Below are 19209 nucleotides of genomic sequence, written 5' to 3' on the forward strand. Positions count from 1 at the left end.
AACGCCGGAGCATCGATGCCATGTCCATGAATGTCAGCGAATTCATGTGGAAACGCCTCCAGGAATGGGGCCTCAAGCGCGCCTACGGATATCCTGGTGATGGCGCAGGTGGCATCGATGTGGCGCTTCAGCGCGAAATCGATGCAGGGCGTGTGGAATATGTGCAGGTTCGCCATGAGGAAATGGCCGCCTTCATGGCCTCGGCCCATGCCAAATTCACGGGGCAGGTCGGATTATGTTTCGCCACCTCCGGTCCCGGCGCCATCCATCTGCTGAACGGGCTCTATGACGCCAAGCTCGATCATGTGGGCGTGGTTGCGATCATGGGGCAGCAGGCCCGTACCTGCATGGGGTCGAATTACCAGCAGGAAGTCGATCTTCAGTCGCTCTGCAAGGATGTCGGCTCGGAATATATCGTGACCGTCACCGAGCCGTCGCAGATGCGTCATGCGATCGATCGCGCCGTGCGTATCGCTCGTGACAAACGGGCACCGACTATCGTGATCGTGCCCAATGATCTGCAGGAACTCCCCTACAAGGATGGTCCTGTCGCCCATGGCTATACCCATACCGGCATCGGCGAGACCGTCACGGCCAAGGTGCCCGACATGCGCGGCCTGCAGGACGCTGCCGCGCTCCTCAACTCCGGCAAGAAAGTCGCCATTCTCGCTGGCGCCGGCGCGCTCGATGCCACGGATGAACTGATCGAGATTGCCGAGCTGCTCGGTGCGGGCATCGCCAAGGCGCTGCTCGGCAAGGCCGCTGTCCCCGACGAACTGCCCTATGTCACGGGGTCTCTCGGGCTCCTCGGTACCAAGCCGTCATGGGATCTGATGAAGGAATGCGATACCTTCCTGATGGTCGGATCGGCCTATCCCTATAGCGAATTTCTGCCCGATCCGGGCCAGGCACGTGGCGTGCAGATCGATATCAACCCGTCGAATCTGTCTCTGCGCTACCCTATGGACGTCTGTCTGCAAGGCGACAGCGTTGCCACGCTGCGCGCGCTGATCCCGCTTCTTCAGCGCAAGACCGAGCGGAGCTGGCGCGAAAAGATCGAGAAGGAAGTCGCCACATGGTGGAAGGTGCTCGAGGCACGCGCCATGACGGATGCCAATCCGATCAATCCGCAGCGTGTCTTCTGGGAAATGTCGCCGCGTCTGCCCGAGAACGCCATCATCACCGCCGATTCCGGCTCGGTTGCCAACTGGTTTGCCCGTGATCTCAAAATCCGTCGCGGGATGAAGGCGTCGCTCTCCGGCGGTCTGGCCTCGCTGGGGGCGGGCACGCCCTATGCCGTTGCCGCCAAGATGGCGTTCCCGGAACGCACCGTCATCGCCTGTATGGGCGATGGGGCGATGCAGATGAACGGCCTGAACGTGATGATCACGATTTCCAAATACTGGAAGCAGTGGGAAAATCCGCGCCTGATCGTTCTGGTGCTCAACAACCGGGACCTCAATCAGGTCACGTGGGAGGAACGCGTCCAGCTCGGTGAAGGCAAAACGACGGCCACCCAGTCTATTCCGGATTTCCCCTATCACAAATATGCCGAGCTTCTGGAGCTCAAGGGCATTCTTGTCGATCACCCCGATCAGATCGCCGGTGCTTGGGACGAGGCGCTGAGCGCGGATCGCCCGGTCATTCTCGAAGCCCGCACCGACCCGGATGTCCCCCCGCTCCCACCGCATATCACCCTGCAACAGGCCAAGGCCTTCCTCACTTCCTTGCCCACCGAGCCCGAGTTGCTCGACGTAATCCGTGGCTCCGCCAAGGAAATGCTGGCAACCTTCCTGCCCACAAAGAAATCCTGAGTGGCGCGGTATAAAGGTCCGCGTGGCGCGGCCGGTTGGGCTCTTGGCCTGACGGGCGCGCTCACCGCAGCCTGTTTTGCCGCCGCAACACGCGGCGGCCGCATGGCACGACACCCCGCCACGCCGCCACGCGCCAGCGAGCCCCCCCCCTCCCCCGAAAAAGCGACACTCGCCGCACGACGCCTCAACCGGTCGGCCGGGACGTTGGCGGCCAGTGTTTTGTTCGACTCTGCGGTCGAGCATTACCGGGGCGATTTCGAAAACCGTGCGATGTACACCCCCATCGTCACCTCGGCTCTGGCGCTCGCCGTCTCGGCCCATGGCACGTTCGACAAGAGCCCGGCTGCGCATAAGATTCGCGACGGCGTCTATCTGCTGACCGGTGTCGTGGGGCTGATCGGCACGGGCTTTCATGTATGGAACGTGGTTCAGAAGCCAGGGCGATTTATCTGGCAGAACCTATTCTATGGCGCACCTCTGGGGGCGCCCATGGCGATCGGGCTCTCTGGGCTGCTCGGCTTTTTTTCGGAGCGCGTACGCGATACGCCCATCGGACAGACGCCACGCCTCTTCGGCCTGCCTGCCGGGCGTGTGATCGGGGCGGTTTCAGGCGCGGGCATGGTCGGCACGACCGCGGAGGCCGGATTGCTCCATTTTCGCGGCAGCTTCCACGATCCCTTCATGGCACTGCCTGTGACCATGCCACCCGCCGCGGCGGCAGCGCTCACCAATGCCTCACTGGGCGCAGCCCGTACAGACCGGCGCCTGACCCGATGGTGGTTGCGTGCCACCGCCATCATGGGCGTGTCGGGCACGGTCTTTCATGCCATCGGCGTGGGCCGTGACATGGATGGCTGGCGCAATATCCAGCAGAACCTGCTCAACGGGCCGCCCATTCCTGCACCCCCCGCCTTTACGGGTCTGGCGCTGGCCGGTCTGGCAGCGCTCGACCTCATGGAGGATGACAGCGATGTCTGACACCCTTCCGAACCCCCTCGATGAGCGTTATCCGGGCTATGACGTGCTCGACAAGCGCCTCACCCCCTCCTGGAACGACGCCACGCGGCGCGTGATCGACGCACGTCTTGCGGTGCCGCGAGAGGCACGATTTCTGAATGCGCTGGAATGGCGCACACTGAGCGCGCTGTGCGATCGGGTCATGCCGCAACCCACCTATCGTCCGCCTGTGCCACTCGCCGCCTATGTGGACCAGAAACTGCTCAGCGATACACGCCCCGGCTTTCGTGATGCCGCCCTGCCTCCGCAGCGCGAGACCTGGAAGAACGGCCTCGCTGTCTTCGAGGCTGAAGCGATGGCGCGCCATGACCAGAGCTTTCATGCCCTCACGCCCTCCGAGCAGGAAGCCCTGATGATCGAGGCCGGTGCGGGCAGGCTCGGCCATGCGGGGTGGAGCGCCGAGCAGATGCAGCTTTTTTTCAATGGTCATGTGCTGACCGACATTCTTGGCGCCTATTACGCCCATCCTACCGCCTGGAGCGAAATCGGCTTTGGCGGTCCTGCCAGCCCGCGCGGCTATGTGCGTATGCAGAATGATCGCCGCGACCCGTGGGAGGCGATAGAGGCCACACCGGAAACGGTTGAAAAGACGCGCAAGGAAAACCGTAATGTCCGATAATCCCTTGCACACGCCTCGCGCGCTGAATGGCCGTGCCCCCGATGTGTTCCGTAAGGGTGCCTGGGTGCCCATGCGCGAGTACAGCCAGAACGAGGCTGTCGATTTTGTCGTCATCGGGACCGGCGCGGGTGGCGGCCCGCTGATCGCCCGTCTGGCCGAGATGGGCTATTCGGTGATCGGGTTCGATGCCGGGGCCTATTTCAGGCCGCTTGAGGATTTTGCCTCGGACGAAACCAGCCAAAGCCAGCTCTACTGGACCGACGAGCGCCTCATCGATGGCGCCAACCCCATCAAGATGGGCAGCAATAACAGCGGTAAGGCGGTTGGGGGCTCGACCGTGCATTTCGCCATGGTTTCGCTGCGCTTTAGGCCCGAATGGTTCCAGTCGCGCACCAAGCTCGGCTATGCTGTGGACTGGCCGCTCGATTGGCGCGAAATGTGGCGCTACTACGACAAGGCCGAGCGCGATCTCGCCATTGCAGGACCAATTTCCTACCCCTGGGGACCCAAACGCCCCCGCTATCCCTATCGGGCGCATGAGATCGGCGGAGCTGCGGAATGGCTGGCGCGCGGTGCCGAAGCCATGGGGTATCAATGGTCCGAAACCCCGCTCGCCACGGTCTCGGCACCGAGGGGGGATTCCCCTTCCTGCGTCTATCGCGGTTTCTGCCGCGTGGGATGCTCGACCAATGCCAAGCAGAGCCAACTCGTGACCTATATCCCCCGCGCCCTGAAGGCCGGGGCCGAGATACGCGATCTCGCCATGGTGGGGCGCATCGAAACCAATGCCCAAGGGCTGGCGACAGGGGTGCATTACCATCGCGAGGGGCAGTGGCACTTCCAGCGCGCGAAGCAGGTCATCGTAGCGGGTTATGCCATCGAGACCCCGCGCCTGCTGCTGAATTCAGCCACAGACCGCTTTCCCGACGGGCTGGCCAATCGCTCGGGCTATCTGGGGCGCAACCTTATGGTGCAGTCCAATCAGGCCGTCTATGGCCGGATGAAGGAGATGGTGCGCTGGAACAAAGGACCGCCTTCGCTCACCATCACCGAGCACTGGAATTACGAGGACAAGAAGGATTTCTTTGGCGGGTATTGCTGGATGGCCCAGGGGCCGTTGCCGCTCGAATGGTCGGCTGCGGTGTCCTCCTCGCGAGGGCTGTGGGGCGAGGCACTGCGTCAGAAGATGATGGATTACAACCATCAGGTCGGCCTCAAGATGGTCGGGGAAATGCTGCCCAGCATGGAGAACCGCGTCACTCTGGCCGAGGAGAAAGACCAGTACGGCCTGCCCATCACGCGTATTACCTATGGCTGGCAGGATAATGACAAGACGATGATCCAGCATGCGCTGGGCGAGATGCAGCGTTCGCTCGAACTCGTGGGGGCACAGGATATCTGGCGTCAGGAAAACGACACCAACCATCTCGCCGGGACGGCGCGCATGGGGTTCTCTGCGGAGAGCTCGGTTGTCGATGCCGATTGCCGAAGCTGGGACGTGCCCAATCTCTGGATCTGCGACGGCTCGATCTTCCCCACAACGGGGGGGGTGAACCCCTCCCTGACTATTACCGCCATTGCGCTCCGCACGGCGGATCGTATCCAGACACTCCATCGTCAGGGCAAGATCACCCTCTGACCCTATGCCCCTGTGCCTCTACTCAACACGCAGAAAGAGCACGGGGCCGCATCGCGAATGGTCCACCGACAGATGTAGGCGCGCTTCCTCCCTCCCGGGAATGAAAGCGAGGCTGAAAGGCGCAAATCCGGTGCTCTGCCCCCCGCTCAGCGCCGGACCGGACTCCCAGCCGACCGCGTCATGGCCATAGGCACAGAGCAAGGACATGCGCCCTCCGGGTTCCGGTATGCCGACCTCACTGCCACAGGCAAGGCTCAGACTGAGCCGGTTGGACCCGGAGAGCGCGGCGGCCAGAGACGCCGATTGCACGACATCTTCCATCAGGAAATCCGGATAGGCGCGCGCCTGAGGCAGGTCCCGTATGGCCTGCGAAACGGTCTCTATCGTGCCCTTCAGCCGCAGCGTCGGGCCGGGGGGCGAGAAACACCGCATGGCGTCGGCCCAGCTTCCGGGCGGGGTACGCGCCCAGATGACCATATCCAGATCCTGCCGCGGCAGATGGGCGAGCGTATCTTCCAGCCCGCCGGCACGCACATGAGGGCCGTTCGCTCTCTCTCGGAAGAAGCGGCCTCGTGCAGCATAGGGGCCGGGCGCTCTCTCGGCGGTGAGCGTCGCCCCCATGGGTGTCAGCCCGGCGGCGTGGTCATCGAGCCCGATGCCCTCATGATCCGGCCAGCTTTCAATGGCGAACACGCCCATCCCCCCAATTGGCCAGATCCCACAGGGCTCTCTGCTCGGGCGAAAGCGGGTTTCCTGTGCCGTCTGCCGTACCAAGATCGTCAGGTCCGAGATCGGTTTCGTCTATGGTCAGCAGGAGCCGTCCGCCCGCGCGTCTTTGCGCCGCGCTCAAGGGCGGCGAGCGGTGACGTACCGTACAAAGCTCAGACCATTCCGGATGTGCAGTGCCCGCCAGAATGACCAGCGCCTCGGGGGGCGTGTCATGCACCTTCTCACCGCCATCGCGTGTCCATTGGACTCCCGGGCCGACATAGCTGCGCAACAGCCGGAGCGCGAGATGATCCACGTGGAACTTGCGGCAGCTATCCGTCACCACCTGCTCGAGCCGGATGCGTAGCACATCACGACGGGTGACATCGGCATAGAGCCGCGCGAGAGACAGGACATCCTCAGCCAGAGCCGGGGTTTGCGCGCCCAGACAGGCATGTATCCCCGCAGCGAGAGAGGCGAGATCTCCCCTCAGGACGAGCAGGCCCGGGCGTTGGGAAAGGTAAAGCTGCGCCTCGCTGCGAACGACTGGCGTCAACCCGAGCGGCAGGATTGTCATATCGCCAACAGGCAGGGTGATATCGAGGGGCTGCCTGCGAAAGGCCAGAATGCGACGGGTCGGGCAGGACTTGATCACGGTCGGAACTCTCATTACGTTATGTTATAACATAACATGTTTAGAGCCGAGATCAAGATGTCCTCTTCCCTGCCCCCCATAGTCGATGAGTCCGCTCCTGCAGTGCTGCCGAACAACACAGGTCGAGGTGATCCCCGCCTCCCCGTGACCATCCTGTCCGGGTTTCTGGGGGCGGGCAAGACCACGCTTATGAATCACCTGCTGAACAACCGCGACGGGCTGCGTATTGCGGTGATCGTCAATGACATGAGCGAGGTGAATATCGATGCTGCCCTGATCCGGTCCGGGGGCGGAGCATTGAGCCAGACGCAGGAAACGCTGGTCGAGATGACCAATGGCTGTATCTGCTGCACCTTGCGCGACGATCTGCTTACCGAGATCGGTCGCCTCGCGGCCATGCAGAGTTTCGATTACCTGCTGATCGAGTCCACCGGCATTGCAGAGCCGCTCCCTATCGCCGCGACCTTCGAATTTCGCGACGAGGACGGGCGCAGTCTGAGCGATGTCGCGCGCCTTGACACCATGGTGACTCTGGTCGATGCCGCCAATCTGCTGGCTGATTTTTCCTCCACCGATTTTCTGCGTGACCGGGGGGAAACAGCCGGGGAGGATGATGGCCGTGCTCTTGTCGATCTGCTGACCGATCAGATCGAGTTTGCAGACGTGATTCTGCTCAACAAGATCGATGCGGCGACCGAGAGCCAGAAACAGACGGCAAGACGCATCATCCGCGCCCTGAACGCTGACGCCGTGCTGATCGAGACGACGGAGAGCCGCGTCGATCTGGCGCGATTGCTCAATACCGGCCTCTTCGACTTTGATCGCGCCCATCGTCATGCCCGATGGGCACAGGAACTCTACCACCCGGAGAGCCATGCGCCAGAAACCGAGGAATATGGCGTCAGGAGCTTTGTCTATCGGGCGCGACGCCCGTTCGAGCCCCTCGCCTTCGCCCGTTTCATAGAGGAATCATGGCCCGGCCTTGTGCGTGCCAAGGGGTATTTCTGGCTGGCGTCACGGCCGGACTGGGTAGGAGAACTGAGTATTGCGGGCGCGCTGGCCCGCAATCAGGCCGCGGGGCGCTGGTGGGCGAGCATCCCGCAGGAGGATTGGCCAGAGGATGCTGCATGGCGCGACACGCTCAACGGCTATTGGGACGAGACCTATGGCGATCGCAGACAGGAGCTCGTCTTTATCGGTGCGGGGCTGAACGAAGCAGCCCTGCGCCTGCGCCTCGATAGCTGCCTTGTCGCACCGGGCACAGATGGCGTGTTCGATCCCAGCGCCCATACCGGTCTGCCCGATCCTTTCCCCGCATGGGGATAGACGTAAACCATTCTCCCCGCGTCTAACGTGCGCCGGGACGGGTCTGGCGGCTGATGAAAATGGCGAGCAGGATGATCGCGCCCTTGATGACATTCTGCACATAGGGCGAGATATTCATCAGATTGAGCCCGTTATTGAGCACGCCCAACAGCAGCGCTCCGATAAGCGTGCCGATGATCGATCCGCGCCCACCTGAAATCGCCGTCCCGCCCAGCACCACGGCGGCAATAGCATCGAGTTCGAACCCCATACCGGCATTGGGCTGGCCGCTCATCAGGCGCGAGCTGAGCAGGATACCGGCAATGGCTGCCGTCACGCCGCTGACAAGATACACGATGACCTTGTAGCGACGCGCATCGATACCCGAAAGGCGCACGGCGTCTTCATTGCCGCCAATGGCGAAGATATACCGCCCGATCGGCATTTTCTCGAGCATCACATAGGCCACCACGAAGGTGAGCGCCATGATCACGATAGGGGTCTGTACCCCTAGAATGGTGCCACGCCCCAGAAAACCGAACCAGTCAGGCAGCCCGGTCACCGGATAGCCATTGGTGTAGATCAGCCCCAGCCCGCGCGCGATGCTCATCGAGGCGAGTGTCACGATAATGGGGGGCATACGCAGACCGGCAATGCACAGCCCGTTGCCGAGACCGAACACCATGCCCGCCCCGATCCCCGCCACGATGGCCACGACGCCCGACACACCGCTGGCGAGCAGCCCGGCGGTCAGCGTGCCTGTGAGCGCCATGGTGGCGCCGACCGAGAGATCGATGCCGCCGGTCAGGATCGCGAATGTCATGCCAACCGAAATAATGGCGTTGATCGAGACCTGGCGACCGATATTCTCCAGATTGCCCAGCGACAGGAACCGGCTGTTGAGAAACATCATGCCGATGACAACCACGATGAGCCCCATGGCCGGCAGAAACGCAGTCGAGCGCCGTGACAGCGCCATGAGGGAGTCACGCATGGAGCGGCGCTCCTGGCCCGATGGGGTGATGAGGGGCATATCCCGGTCCGACGGGTTTCGTACCGCTTGATGTGGCATGACGCATGATCTCCTCGGCGTTAAGCGCGTCTCCTTCGAGAATGGTCGAGATGGCGCCACGATAAAAAACAGCGACGCGGTCACACATCCCGACGATTTCGGGCAGCTCTGACGAGATCATGATGATCGCATAGCCCTCCCCGGTCAGGTCCCGCATCAGACGATAGATTTCCGCTTTGGCCCCGACATCGATGCCGCGCGTCGGTTCATCGAAGATCAGGATCGGGCAACGACGATTGAGCCAGCGCGCGATGACCACCTTTTGCTGGTTGCCGCCGCTGAGCGTGACGGTTGCCGTCTCGTCATCCGGGGCCTTGACCTGCAAGGCGCGCATGAGGGTAGCGGTCTTTTCACGCTCCTTGCGCCGGTCGATCAGCCCTGTGCGCCGCGTATACTGGGCAAGATTATTGATCGAGATATTGTCGCGGATGCTGAATGGCAGGATCAGTCCTTCCGTCTTGCGGTTTTCAGGCAGAAGGCCGATCCCCGCCTTCAGCGCCGCCGCCGGATCGGACAGGGTGACGTCACGTCCGTGCATGGTCACATTCTTGCCTGGACAGGGAAGCGCCCCTATCAGGGCAAGAGCGGTTTCTGTACGGCCCGAGCCCACCAGCCCTGCAAAACCGAGAATTTCGCCCGCGTGCAGATCGAAATCGCTCATGGCGGCATCGCTTCGGCTCCGCAGATGTCGTGCCGTCAGCAACACACTGCGCTCTGCCGTATCGGCCTTGGGCGGGAAACTGTTCTCGATACGCCGCCCGACCATCATCTCGACCAGATGATCCATGGTGCAGGATGCAACCGGGGTCAGGCCGACATTCGCCCCGTCGCGCAGAATGGTGATGCGGTCGCAGATCTCGAAGATCTCCTCGAGATGATGCGAGACGAAAATGATCCCGATGCCCTCAACGCGCAGCTGCCGCATGACACGAAAGAGCAGCGCTGCCTCATTGGGCGTCAGAGGCGCTGTCGGCTCGTCCAGGATCAGAATACGCACATCGAGCGAGAGCGCCTTGGCAATCTCCACGAATTGCTGTTCGGCAACGCTCAGCCGCCCGACCGGGACGCTCAGGTCGATCTGCACACCAATGCGCTCGAACAGGCCAGCCGCTTGACGCGCCATGGCCGCGCGGCGGCTCAGCCCGAGCGCATTGCGGCTTTCACGGCCGAGAAAAATATTATCGACCGCGTCGAGATCGGGCACCAGGCTGAATTCCTGAAACACGATGCCGATGCCGCGCGCGATGGCGTCGCGATAGCTCGTGAAATGGCAGGTTTCGCCATCGAGCACCATCTCGCCCTCATCCTGGCGCTGGATACCGCCGATGATCTTGATGATGGTCGATTTCCCGGCACCGTTTTCACCCAGAAGCGCATGGATCTCACCGCGCATGAGTTCGAGGGAGACGCCCTTGAGCGCTTTGACGCCAGGAAAGCTCTTGGTGATGCCCTGCAGCTTCAGGAGCGGCAGGGCAGAAGAAGACTGCATTTCTGTCATGATGCCTTGCCGCCCCGGAATACGTGTTCAGGAATGGGTGTTCAGGATCGAAGAAAAAGGGGGGCTTAGCCCCGCTTGATGCTCACCAGCTGAAGGTCTTTGCCCCATTGGCGTCGACCAACTCCACATCCACCGGTACGGTGGCGGGCGGCACTGCGCCCCAGTATTTCGCCAGCGCCATGGCCAGAGCGAGGCGGATCTGCTGGCGCGGGAATTGCGCGGCCGTGCCGATAAAATGCGAGCCCGGCTTGGCAATGGCCTTGATCGCCTCGGGCGCACCATCCACGCTCACAAGCTTGACGTCATGCCCGCTTGAATCGATGGCCGACAACACGCCCAGCGAGCCGTTATCGTTGACGCTGAAAATGCCCTTCATGTCGGGATTGGCCTGCAGCATGTTCTCGGCCACCGTCAGGGCCTGATCGCGCTCCTGCTTGCCGTTTTGCGTGCTCACGATCTTGATGCCTGGAAACTTCGCCAGAGCGGCCTTGCATCCTTTCACGCGCTCCAGGATCGGCACCACGGGAATACCGTCTATGATACCGACATCGCCCTTGGTGATGGTCTGGCCCAGATAGGTGCAAGCCTTGAACCCGGCATCGTAATTCTTCGATCCCACAAAGGCATCGATGGGGCCATTGGCCTGGGCATCGACCGAGACGATGGGGATATTCTTGTCGTGCACGGTCTTCACGATGGACGCGACACCCGCTGAATCTGTCGGATTGATGAGGACAATCTGCGCGCCCTGCTGCACCATATCCTCGATATCGCTGACCTGCTTGGACACGTCATGATGGGCATCGCTGATGATCAGCGTAGCCCCGATGGATTTGGCCGCATCCTGCAGCGCGTCCTTCATGGTCACGAAATAGGGGTTGTTCATCTCCTGAAAGGACACGCCGATCTTGAGCAGCTCGGCGGCGTAAGCCTTGCCGGGGGCCAGAGAGAGCGCAGACCCGGTGATGAGGGTTGTGGCGAGAAGCGTCTTGAGCAACTTGTTCATTTTGAACTCGTATCGAAATAGGGCATTCCCTGCCCGGTGCAGTTTTCCATGCCTTGTCATGCAGGGCATGGGCTCTGGTGATACGGCCTCCTGACCGGTTTCAGCCGGTCGAAGCGCCCGGTCCTGTCGGGTCAGATGGCGGTATAGCCGCCATCGACGAAGATCTCCTGCCCGTTGATCATCCCCGAGGCAGGGGTAGCGAGATAGAGCACCAGATCGGCCACTTCCTGAGGCGTGGCGACGCGACCTGCGGGAATTTTCTCGAGAAAGCGCTGAAGCTTGTCACCCACACCCCAGACGCGCTCGCCCATGGGCGTCCAGACCACGGTGGGACAGACGGCATTAGACTGGATGTTATGCGGCGCCCATTCGGCGGTCATCACCTTGGTCAGGCCGTTCAGACCGGCCTTGGAGGCCACATAGGGACCATGATCGGTCAGCGCCACATTGCTGGCCATGGAGCTGATATTGATGATCTTGCCGCCCCCGGCATCGATCATCCCCGGCACCAGCGCCCGCGCCATGAGCCAGGGGGCGCGCAGATTGAGATTGAGGATGGAATCCCATTCCTCGACGCTCTGCTCGGTGAGCGATTTCGGTATGCTCATCCCCGCATTATTGACGAGGATCGTCGGCGCACCGATTGCGCTGCGTATGCGTGCGGCAGCCTGCTCTGCGGCCTGGGCATCGAGCAGATCGGCGGCGATGGCGAGGCAGGTCCGGCCCTGCGCGGTGACGAGGGCGCGCGTCTCGTCGAGGAGCGCTTCATCGCGCGCGATGGCGACGATATCGGCCCCTGCGGCGCTCAAGGTTTCGCAGATGGTGACGCCCAGCCCGCGCGAGGCCCCGGTGACGACGGCAATCTTGCCCTGAAGCGAGAAACGGGTTGAGAGATCGGTCATGACAGGCTCATGCCTCCTGCAGGCGACGCTCTGAAGCGCCGAGGGAAAGGGGACGCACCATGAAGTGCGGCGCGGTGATCAGGTGCGATTGCTGGCGGAACTGACGCGGCGTGCAGCCACGCAAACTCAGGAACACGCGATTGAAATTCGAGAGATTGCTGAACCCTGCTTCACGACAGATATCGGTCACCGCCATGGGGGTCGTGGCGAGCAGATGACAGGCATGGCCGATACGCAGCTTCTGCACGAAGCTCATGAACGTCTCCCCGGTCACCGCGCGGAACTGGCGCGAGAATCCCGAGGGCGTCATGCCGATGGAGGAGGCGATGGTCTCATGCCGGATCGTGGCAGGATCGGTCGTCAGGAGCTGACGCACCAGGCGGTTGATGCGCGCCGCGCCGGAAACCCCGGCTCCCCCCGGCAAACTGCGATCGCGCCCGGTGGAAAGACGCCGCCAGGGCGACTGCGACAATGCAGAAAGCAGGGAGATGCAGGAAGCGAGCTTCTGTCCGGGGCTTTGCGCCCCGAGCGCGACAAGCGCCTCGGCATGGGCCAGAGCCTGTCCCCCTGTAAATTCGAGCCCGTGGACCGACTCAGCAAGCATACGCGTCAGCCCGGACAACTCCGGGCACAGCGCGATCAATCCCTCGATCCAGCCCTGACTGAACTGGAGCACCACGTCACGCCCCCGGAGAACCTCCCCCTCGGAAAGGGGGGTGAACCACGCATGGGGCAGGTCCGGCCCGATGAGAACAAGCTGACCCACCGCAAACGTGCCGATATGGTCGCCGATCATCGCCCGGCCTGCACCCTGCGTGATCAGATGCAGCTCATATTCCGGATGGTAATTCCAGCAGGCAATAGCTGCCGGATAATCATGCTGGTGCCAGCGGAAGCTGCCGGTCTTCTGCTCCGGTATCAGCTCCAGAATAGCCGGGTTCTGCGCGCCTCGACCATTCTGACCCGAGGGGGTGTGACCCGTGGAGATGCCATTGAGAAACGACATGAGACGTGCCTCGTCTGTGCAGGGAGTCAGAGCGTGATCTGGAGTTTGACGTCTTCCGGCCGCCCTTCCGCAGCGCGCTCGAAGGCCGCGATACCCTCGCTCAGCGGGAAGCTGCCCGAGATCAGGGGCTTGAGGTCGATGCTTCCCGAGGCAATGAGCGCAATGGCGCGATCATAGACATGGGCATAGCGAAAGATCGTCTCGATGCTCAGTTCCTTGGCCTGCGCCGCGACGATATCGAAGGCGATCTTCCTGGGCGGCATACCGACCAGAACGAGGCGCCCTCCGGGGCGTGTGCAATCCAGCGCGTCCTGGTAGGCAGTTTCGAACCCGCTCGCCTCGAAGGTGACATCCACGCCCCAGCCCTCACCGCATCGGGCGGCGATACGCTCGGCGGGTTTCGTTTCGGCCAGATTGATCGGGACGATATTGGCGTAGCGCCCGGCTATCGCGAGTTTGGGGGCAGAAAAATCGCTGATGAAGACCTGGCTCGCCCCTGAGGCCAGGGCGGAAAGCGCTGTCATGATGCCGATGGGACCAGCCCCGGTGACGAGACAGACATCCCCCGGCTGGATCTTCGCCTTGACGCAGGCATGGACGCCCACGGCCAGAGGCTCGACCATGGCCCCTTCGGCGAAACTCACGTTCTCGGGCAATCTGAACGTATAGGCGGCAGGATGCACGACCGATGGCGTCAGGCAGCCATGCACGGGTGGCGTCGCCCAGAAGCGTACGGCCGGATCGATATTGTAGTACCCGAGACGCGCAGCGCGAGAGAGCGGGTCGGGAATACCAGGCTCCATGCAGACGCGATCGCCGATTTTCAGCGTCGTCACGCGCTCGCCAATGGCCGTGATCACCCCTGACGCCTCATGCCCCAGCACCATGGGGTCACGCACCACGAAGGGGCCGATCGCGCCATGGGTATAGTAGTGCACATCGCTGCCGCAGATGCCGACGGTATGGATGGCGATACGCACATCATCGGGACCGAGCGTGTCATCCAGCGCGATCTCCCGCAGGGACAGTTTGCCACGCTCTTCCAGAACCAGTGCCTGCGCCATCTCGTCATTCCTCCGAAGATCCGTCACGATCCCAGAATGCAGGAACATGACAGAGCTGTTAGATATAACGAGGCTATCTCATCAAATAGATCGGTTCTTAACAAAAACTGATGATTTTTTGCGTGATATGAACACCACTCCGTGATCGGGGCATGCTGCCTGAGCGCTTTCCCCGATCAGCGATGCTCCCCCTCCACCTCCGCACCATTCCGGATTCCGCCCCGGCCCCGAAGGGTGAGGCCGGATGTTCCGGGCCTAGTCGAGGCTCGACGTTTCAGAATTGAGCGGCGATGGTCCCAAAAAACTCCCGGGGTGCCGCGACAAAAAGATTGGCGTTATCATCTCCCGAAACCGAGGCCGCCCCATAGACGCCACCGATATAATCGCTGTTGAACAGATTGGTGACGCCGAGAGACAGTTTCATTTCATGAGCGAACAGGACCCTGCCAAAATCATAACTCGCGTTCAGGTTGGAGGTCCAATATGACGGGATGTATTCGTCATTGGTGTAGGTCATGGCCCGGCGGCTTGTGTAAGTCGTATTGAAATTGAAACTCGCATGATGCCATGTATAGGTCAGATTGGCCTTGTACATGAACTTCGGGTAATAGACCTGGTGCTTCCCCTTGATGCTGATGGTCGTACCGTTATAAGGAAGCGCAGAGTCCTCATAGGTCGCATTATTCCAGCTGAAACTGTTGGTGATTTCCAGACCTTTGACTGGCCTGATGGCTCCGAGAACGTCTGCGCCATTCATGGTTTCGTGCCCGACATTCAGGAAGGCCGCATAAATGTTGTTGGTCGGCCCGCTGGTGATTGCGGCAAGACGATTGATATAATCAGTGTGATAGAAATCGGCACTTCCGCTGAAAAATTCGGAATTGAAGCGATATCCCACCACATAATTCCAGGTTCGCTCGGGCTTGAGCGTGGCCTTGCCGGCGTCGAAAACAGACTGCGCCGAATTGCTCGACGAGCCGAGCCCGCCCCAGGGATTGCCCGATCCCGATTGCGTGCCGAAATCATAGGCGCGCATGTTCTCGGCGATGTCCCAGTACAGTTCGTGATGGCCGCCGAAATGCCAGTCCCAGTTGAAGTGCGGCAGGAAGGCGCTGGAGGCCGTCAGACTACCTGAGGCCGGATGACTGTAATATGTGCCCCAGCTATCCGCCAGCGCGGCAGTCTGATCGAAGCTCGTCCCGCCATGGGTGGTTTGCGTGAGCGACTTGAACCCGCCCGTGAGGGTCATGTCCCGCATCAGGTGCCAGACATCCTGGATATAGAACTGGAACGTGTTGGTATTAAAGGAATCGGCAAACCAGGTCGTTGCCTGATAGGCATAGTAGTTGCTTTTCGAATTATGGGCTGCATCTGCGCCATCCTCGTAAAGGCGCATCGGGTAATTGAAGCGGTCATTTTCGTACCACAACCCGGTCTGGATCGTGTGACGACGCAACTTGATATCGAAACTCTGCGTCAGGCCGAGACGGCGCACATCGGGATGCCCTGCCTCATCGGCCATCAATGTGCCCGAGGAAGGCGAGATCAGGAACGGATTGGTCCCCTGATAGACGCCATTGGAGATATGACCGTAAGCCACGCTATGGGAGGTGACATTCGCGGCAAGGTCGAAATCTCCACGCAGGGCCGAGAGATAATTTCGCTGTTCCTGCGTTCCGTCATAGGCGAAATCGCCGACCTCGTCATTGGTGATCCCGGCAGGCAGGCCCGGTGGGATGCCGCCATTTTGCGCATAATAGGCATATTCCTTGGCCTTGGCGTAATCGGGCTTGAGATAGGTCGTGTTACGCCCAAGCAATCGCCACATATTCTTGGTGAGGCTCATGAAGTTATACTGGTCGAAATTCGAATAATCGAAGATCGCGGTGATCTTTCCATGGCTGCCCACGGGCTGCACCAGCTTGAAATTGGCCTGGTGCTCCTGCTGGTCGCCAAAGCCTTTCCACAGATCCTGTGCCGTGCGGGCATAGGAAGCGTAGAACTTCGTTCCCGTCGAATTGAGAATACCGCTATCGGCACGAGCGAAGGTTCGAAACAGGTCGAAACTGCCGAATGTCTGGCTGATACGGCCTCCTGCCTTGTCCTGCGGGTCGTCGGTCGTGAAGGTAATCGCGCCGCCCAGCGTCTGGGCTGAGGGCATTTCCACCGCTCCGGCACCCTGTGTGAGCGTCATGGAACTGATGTTTTCCTGAATCGCCATCTGGTCTACGCCCAGCCCGTTCCAGTTATGGAAGCCCTGCCCACCCATCGGGATACCGTCCATGGAGACGCCGAGCTGAGACTGGTTAAAGCCGCGGATATACAGCGTGTTCGCCAGCGTATCGAGCCCGAACGCGTCGTCAGAGGCGAAATTGGCCCCCGGTGTCGTCAGAGCCAGAATCTGCATCGGGCTTGTCCCGGCTGTGAAATGATCCATGGTCTGTCGCGTCACCATTTCTGTTGCCCCGTGCGAGGCAATACGATGCGCCGAAATCACCATCGACTCAGGGGAATCCACGATATGCGCATTACCGCTCCGTGAATGGCGTGTGGTCGTGCCAGAATGCCGCGCCACGCCGACAGGGCCTTGTTGACGGATCGGCACTGAGCGCCCGGCGCGGTGCCGCCCTTTCGCCGCTCTGTGCGAGGCAGGAGCCGGGGCTTCGGCTGCAATCGCCGTTCCGCTTATTCCCGTCCCTGCAGGCGCCAGTCCGGCTGCCGTCAGGCCTGTGATCGCCAGACCCGCAATGCCCAACCCCACCGCTCCCATTCTGGTCATGGCCATTCCCGTGAGGGACGTGGCACAGGCCAACCCCATACGTGACGCCGCGCAACGCCCCTCCCTTTTTGCACGAAGCATGATGAGGTTCCTTCCGCAATTGAGGTCACACGATCAAAGCCAGATGCTTTATCGTTGCAATAACGGTATGTGTGTCAAACTGTGAACGCAAGACTCGTTACATATCGTTATCGATCTCGCTGATTGAGCGTCCCGGAATGCCCCGTCAGTCACTTCTTGCTTTTCCTGCATGCAGCCCGCTGCCGGGTTTGGTGTCACGGCCGCCCTGACCTATGCTCCAAGCTTTGTATGAACTGCCTGCCGCATCAGACCAAAGGACTCCCATGACCGAGCGCCCCGCCCTACCCGGATTGAGCCGCCGCCGGGCGCTTGCCTCTCTTGCCGCCACCGGGGGCGGGTTGATGGGCGCGGCTCTGGCGCAGGCGGCACCGGGCCCTCAATCCGCACCCAGGGCGCCGGAGGGAGAGAGGAAGAGCGAACCCAACGCGTCTCATCCCTCACCCGCCGATCAGCCGGGCGCAACATCGCGCCCCGTGATCCGCACGCAGAGCGATGCATTTTATCGCCCAACGATCCATTTCTCGCCCGAGAGCGGTTTTCTGAACGATCCCAATGGGTTGATTTACGACAAGGGCATCTACCACCTTTATTATCAGTATGACCCCTTCTCTCCCTATGCCGGTCATGTGCATTGGGGACATGCAACCAGCCAAGACATGCTTGTCTGGGAAGATCAGCCCATTGCGCTGAACGAGACAAAAGATGGCGAGGCCTTTACAGGATGCGCCGTTCTGGATGGACATAACAGTTCGGGTCTGTTTCCCGAGGGCAAGGGGGGACTCGTTGCCCTCTATACGCGTGCGACACCCCAGAAGCAGACGCAGTTTCTCGCCATCAGTGAGGATGACGGCAGGACCTTCAGGGATATCCCCCGTAATCCGGTGCTCGACATCGGCAGCAACTCATTCCGCGATCCCAAGGTGTTCTTTCACACGCCAACCGGGCAATGGGTCATGGTGGTGGCAAAGGCGAGGCTGCATCAGATTGCCTTCTACGCCTCGATCGACTTGCAGCACTGGGTGCATCTGAGCGATTTCGGCCCCTCAGGTCTGTTCGGCGTGGATTATGAATGCCCGAACCTGATCGAGATCCCCGTCGAGGGGGGTGGATCACGCTGGGTGCTGTTCATCTCGGTCAATCCGGGCGGTCCGACGGGCGGGAGTATCACCCAGTATTTTGTAGGCAGTTTCGACGGCAGCCACTTCACCCCGGACGACACGGTGATCGGCCTGACAGATTTTGCGAAGGATGCCTATGCCCTGCAGGTCTACGAGAACATGCCGGGCAATCAGGCCGTTTCGATCGCCTGGCTGGGCAACTGGCAATATTGTCAGGAACTCCCGACACAAAGCTGGCGCGGTTGCATGACACTGCCGCGCCTCATGACGCTTCGCCATGACTCATCGGGCTGGTTGCGCCTCGCCCAGGCGCCACGAGGGCTGGAAACCCTTCGTGAAGCTCCTCTCGCCTTTACCTGCAAAAGGCTCGCCGCCGGGGCGAGCGCCTCCGTGCAATTGCCGCTGGGCACTGCGCTCGAACTTGTCCTGAGCGCCACCGTCGACCAGATGACGCCGAACCTCCCCCTGGGCGACAAGGGGCGCACCGGGCGCTTCGTGATCGTGTTCGGCAATGACATGGGGGAGAGCCTGACCATTGGCTTCGATGCGTTCAGCGGACAGCTCTGGATCGACCGCGCCGATCTGAACGGTTTCAAGCAGCCTTTCTTCACCGGGCAATTCTCGACGCCCCTCAACCCCGATGACCGGCATTTCGATGTGAGGCTCGTGCTCGATGCCTGCACGCTCGAGGTTTTCGCCAATGGCGGGCTCTCGGTCGGGACGGCGCTGGTTTTCCCCGCCAATCCGCTGAGTTTCCTCAAGCTCGAGGCAACCGGTGCCGGAGCCACGATCGACACGCTCGGCCTCTTTCGTCTTCGCAAGGCCATGGCGCGTCAGTCGGCTCTGTAAGAACGCGGTAACCGGCCATCAGCCTTTGTTCCCTGTCGCCCTCATTCGACGCTGCCCCGTCCTGCCGGGCTGTGTTA

The 19209-nt window shown here is 61.3% G+C and carries 15 protein-coding genes; 6 read left to right on the top strand and 9 right to left on the bottom strand.

All coding sequences use genetic code 11. From position 1 onward, the window contains the following. Positions 1 to 26 precede the first annotated feature (26 nt). The 4 genes from AA0535_RS15230 to AA0535_RS15245 are packed head-to-tail and all read left to right on the top strand — an operon-like array spanning position 27 to position 5089. Positions 27 to 1814 (top strand): thiamine pyrophosphate-requiring protein, encoded by a 1788-nt coding sequence (locus AA0535_RS15230; RefSeq protein WP_264817649.1) that lies wholly within the window; start codon positions 27 to 29, stop codon positions 1812 to 1814. Further along, complete coding sequence (locus AA0535_RS15235; RefSeq protein ID WP_264817525.1) at positions 1815 to 2792, top strand: hypothetical protein; 978 nt, start codon at positions 1815 to 1817, stop codon at positions 2790 to 2792. Beyond that, on the top strand, positions 2785 to 3450 hold the full coding sequence (locus tag AA0535_RS15240) for a gluconate 2-dehydrogenase subunit 3 family protein (protein WP_264817526.1): 666 nt from the start codon (positions 2785 to 2787) through the stop codon (positions 3448 to 3450). Before AA0535_RS15235 ends, AA0535_RS15240 begins: the two co-directional genes overlap by 8 nt. Beyond that, positions 3440 to 5089, top strand: a complete 1650-nt coding sequence (locus tag AA0535_RS15245) for a GMC family oxidoreductase (protein WP_264817527.1) — start codon at positions 3440 to 3442, stop codon at positions 5087 to 5089. The genes AA0535_RS15240 and AA0535_RS15245 overlap by 11 nt, the downstream gene beginning before the upstream one ends. A gap of 18 nt (positions 5090 to 5107) precedes the next feature. Here the strand turns inward: AA0535_RS15245 and AA0535_RS15250 are convergent, their stop codons facing one another. Beyond that, on the bottom strand, positions 5108 to 5782 hold the full coding sequence (locus tag AA0535_RS15250) for a hypothetical protein (protein WP_264817528.1): 675 nt from the start codon (positions 5780 to 5782) through the stop codon (positions 5108 to 5110). Beyond that, positions 5769 to 6452 (bottom strand): DUF1826 domain-containing protein, encoded by a 684-nt coding sequence (locus AA0535_RS15255; RefSeq protein ID WP_264817529.1) that lies wholly within the window; start codon positions 6450 to 6452, stop codon positions 5769 to 5771. Before AA0535_RS15255 ends, AA0535_RS15250 begins: the two co-directional genes overlap by 14 nt. A 57-nt stretch (positions 6453 to 6509) precedes the next feature. Here AA0535_RS15255 and AA0535_RS15260 point away from each other — a divergent pair, with 57 nt between their 5' ends. Beyond that, positions 6510 to 7778, top strand: coding sequence for a GTP-binding protein (locus AA0535_RS15260; protein WP_264817530.1), 1269 nt, complete (start codon positions 6510 to 6512; stop codon positions 7776 to 7778). Between the two features lie 22 nt (positions 7779 to 7800). Here AA0535_RS15260 and AA0535_RS15265 read toward each other — a convergent pair whose 3' ends face one another. The 7 genes from AA0535_RS15265 to AA0535_RS15295 form a co-directional block, all read right to left on the bottom strand. Continuing rightward, positions 7801 to 8751, bottom strand: a complete 951-nt coding sequence (locus AA0535_RS15265) for an ABC transporter permease (protein ID WP_264817531.1) — start codon at positions 8749 to 8751, stop codon at positions 7801 to 7803. Next, positions 8744 to 10318, bottom strand: a complete 1575-nt coding sequence (locus AA0535_RS15270) for a sugar ABC transporter ATP-binding protein (RefSeq protein ID WP_264817532.1) — start codon at positions 10316 to 10318, stop codon at positions 8744 to 8746. Before AA0535_RS15270 ends, AA0535_RS15265 begins: the two co-directional genes overlap by 8 nt. 91 nt (positions 10319 to 10409) lie before the next feature. Next, positions 10410 to 11333, bottom strand: coding sequence for a substrate-binding domain-containing protein (locus tag AA0535_RS15275; RefSeq protein WP_264817533.1), 924 nt, complete (start codon positions 11331 to 11333; stop codon positions 10410 to 10412). A 131-nt stretch (positions 11334 to 11464) separates the two neighbouring features. Further along, a complete protein-coding gene (locus tag AA0535_RS15280) occupies positions 11465 to 12235 on the bottom strand; it encodes an SDR family NAD(P)-dependent oxidoreductase (RefSeq protein WP_264817535.1) in 771 nt (256 codons plus the stop codon). 7 nt (positions 12236 to 12242) lie between these two features. After that, positions 12243 to 13241 carry an AraC family transcriptional regulator gene (locus AA0535_RS15285; protein WP_264817536.1) on the bottom strand — a complete coding sequence of 333 codons (999 nt, stop codon included), beginning with the start codon at positions 13239 to 13241 and terminating at the stop codon, positions 12243 to 12245. 26 nt (positions 13242 to 13267) lie between these two features. Beyond that, a complete protein-coding gene (locus AA0535_RS15290) occupies positions 13268 to 14305 on the bottom strand; it encodes an NAD(P)-dependent alcohol dehydrogenase (protein WP_264817537.1) in 1038 nt (345 codons plus the stop codon). A 274-nt stretch (positions 14306 to 14579) separates the two neighbouring features. After that, positions 14580 to 16805 (bottom strand): TonB-dependent receptor domain-containing protein, encoded by a 2226-nt coding sequence (locus tag AA0535_RS15295; protein ID WP_264817650.1) that lies wholly within the window; start codon positions 16803 to 16805, stop codon positions 14580 to 14582. A 623-nt stretch (positions 16806 to 17428) separates the two neighbouring features. Between AA0535_RS15295 and AA0535_RS15300 the strand changes: the two genes are divergently transcribed. After that, entirely contained in the window at positions 17429 to 19132 is a 1704-nt protein-coding gene (locus AA0535_RS15300) for a glycoside hydrolase family 32 protein (RefSeq protein ID WP_264817538.1), read from the top strand. Positions 19133 to 19209: the final 77 nt, after the last annotated feature.

Origin of the sequence: Asaia krungthepensis NRIC 0535, from assembly GCF_025995175.1 — a bacterium.
GTDB classification, from domain to species: Bacteria; Pseudomonadota; Alphaproteobacteria; order Acetobacterales; family Acetobacteraceae; genus Asaia; species Asaia krungthepensis.

Excerpts from the sequence above, each read along its gene's own strand:
- AA0535_RS15260 (WP_264817530.1), top strand. The coding sequence starts at position 6,510 with ATGTCCTCTTCCCTGCCCCCCATAGTCGATGAGTCCGCTCCTGCAGTG.
- AA0535_RS15265 (WP_264817531.1), bottom strand. The coding sequence starts at position 8,751 with ATGCGTGACTCCCTCATGGCGCTGTCACGGCGCTCGACTGCGTTTCTG.
- AA0535_RS15275 (WP_264817533.1), bottom strand. The coding sequence starts at position 11,333 with ATGAACAAGTTGCTCAAGACGCTTCTCGCCACAACCCTCATCACCGGG.
- AA0535_RS15230 (WP_264817649.1), top strand. The coding sequence starts at position 27 with ATGAATGTCAGCGAATTCATGTGGAAACGCCTCCAGGAATGGGGCCTC.
- AA0535_RS15245 (WP_264817527.1), top strand. The coding sequence starts at position 3,440 with ATGTCCGATAATCCCTTGCACACGCCTCGCGCGCTGAATGGCCGTGCC.
- AA0535_RS15300 (WP_264817538.1), top strand. The coding sequence starts at position 17,429 with ATGACCGAGCGCCCCGCCCTACCCGGATTGAGCCGCCGCCGGGCGCTT.
- AA0535_RS15290 (WP_264817537.1), bottom strand. The coding sequence starts at position 14,305 with ATGGCGCAGGCACTGGTTCTGGAAGAGCGTGGCAAACTGTCCCTGCGG.
- AA0535_RS15285 (WP_264817536.1), bottom strand. The coding sequence starts at position 13,241 with ATGTCGTTTCTCAATGGCATCTCCACGGGTCACACCCCCTCGGGTCAG.
- AA0535_RS15240 (WP_264817526.1), top strand. The coding sequence starts at position 2,785 with ATGTCTGACACCCTTCCGAACCCCCTCGATGAGCGTTATCCGGGCTAT.
- AA0535_RS15270 (WP_264817532.1), bottom strand. The coding sequence starts at position 10,318 with ATGCAGTCTTCTTCTGCCCTGCCGCTCCTGAAGCTGCAGGGCATCACC.
- AA0535_RS15295 (WP_264817650.1), bottom strand. The coding sequence starts at position 16,805 with ATGGTGATTTCGGCGCATCGTATTGCCTCGCACGGGGCAACAGAAATG.
- AA0535_RS15280 (WP_264817535.1), bottom strand. The coding sequence starts at position 12,235 with ATGACCGATCTCTCAACCCGTTTCTCGCTTCAGGGCAAGATTGCCGTC.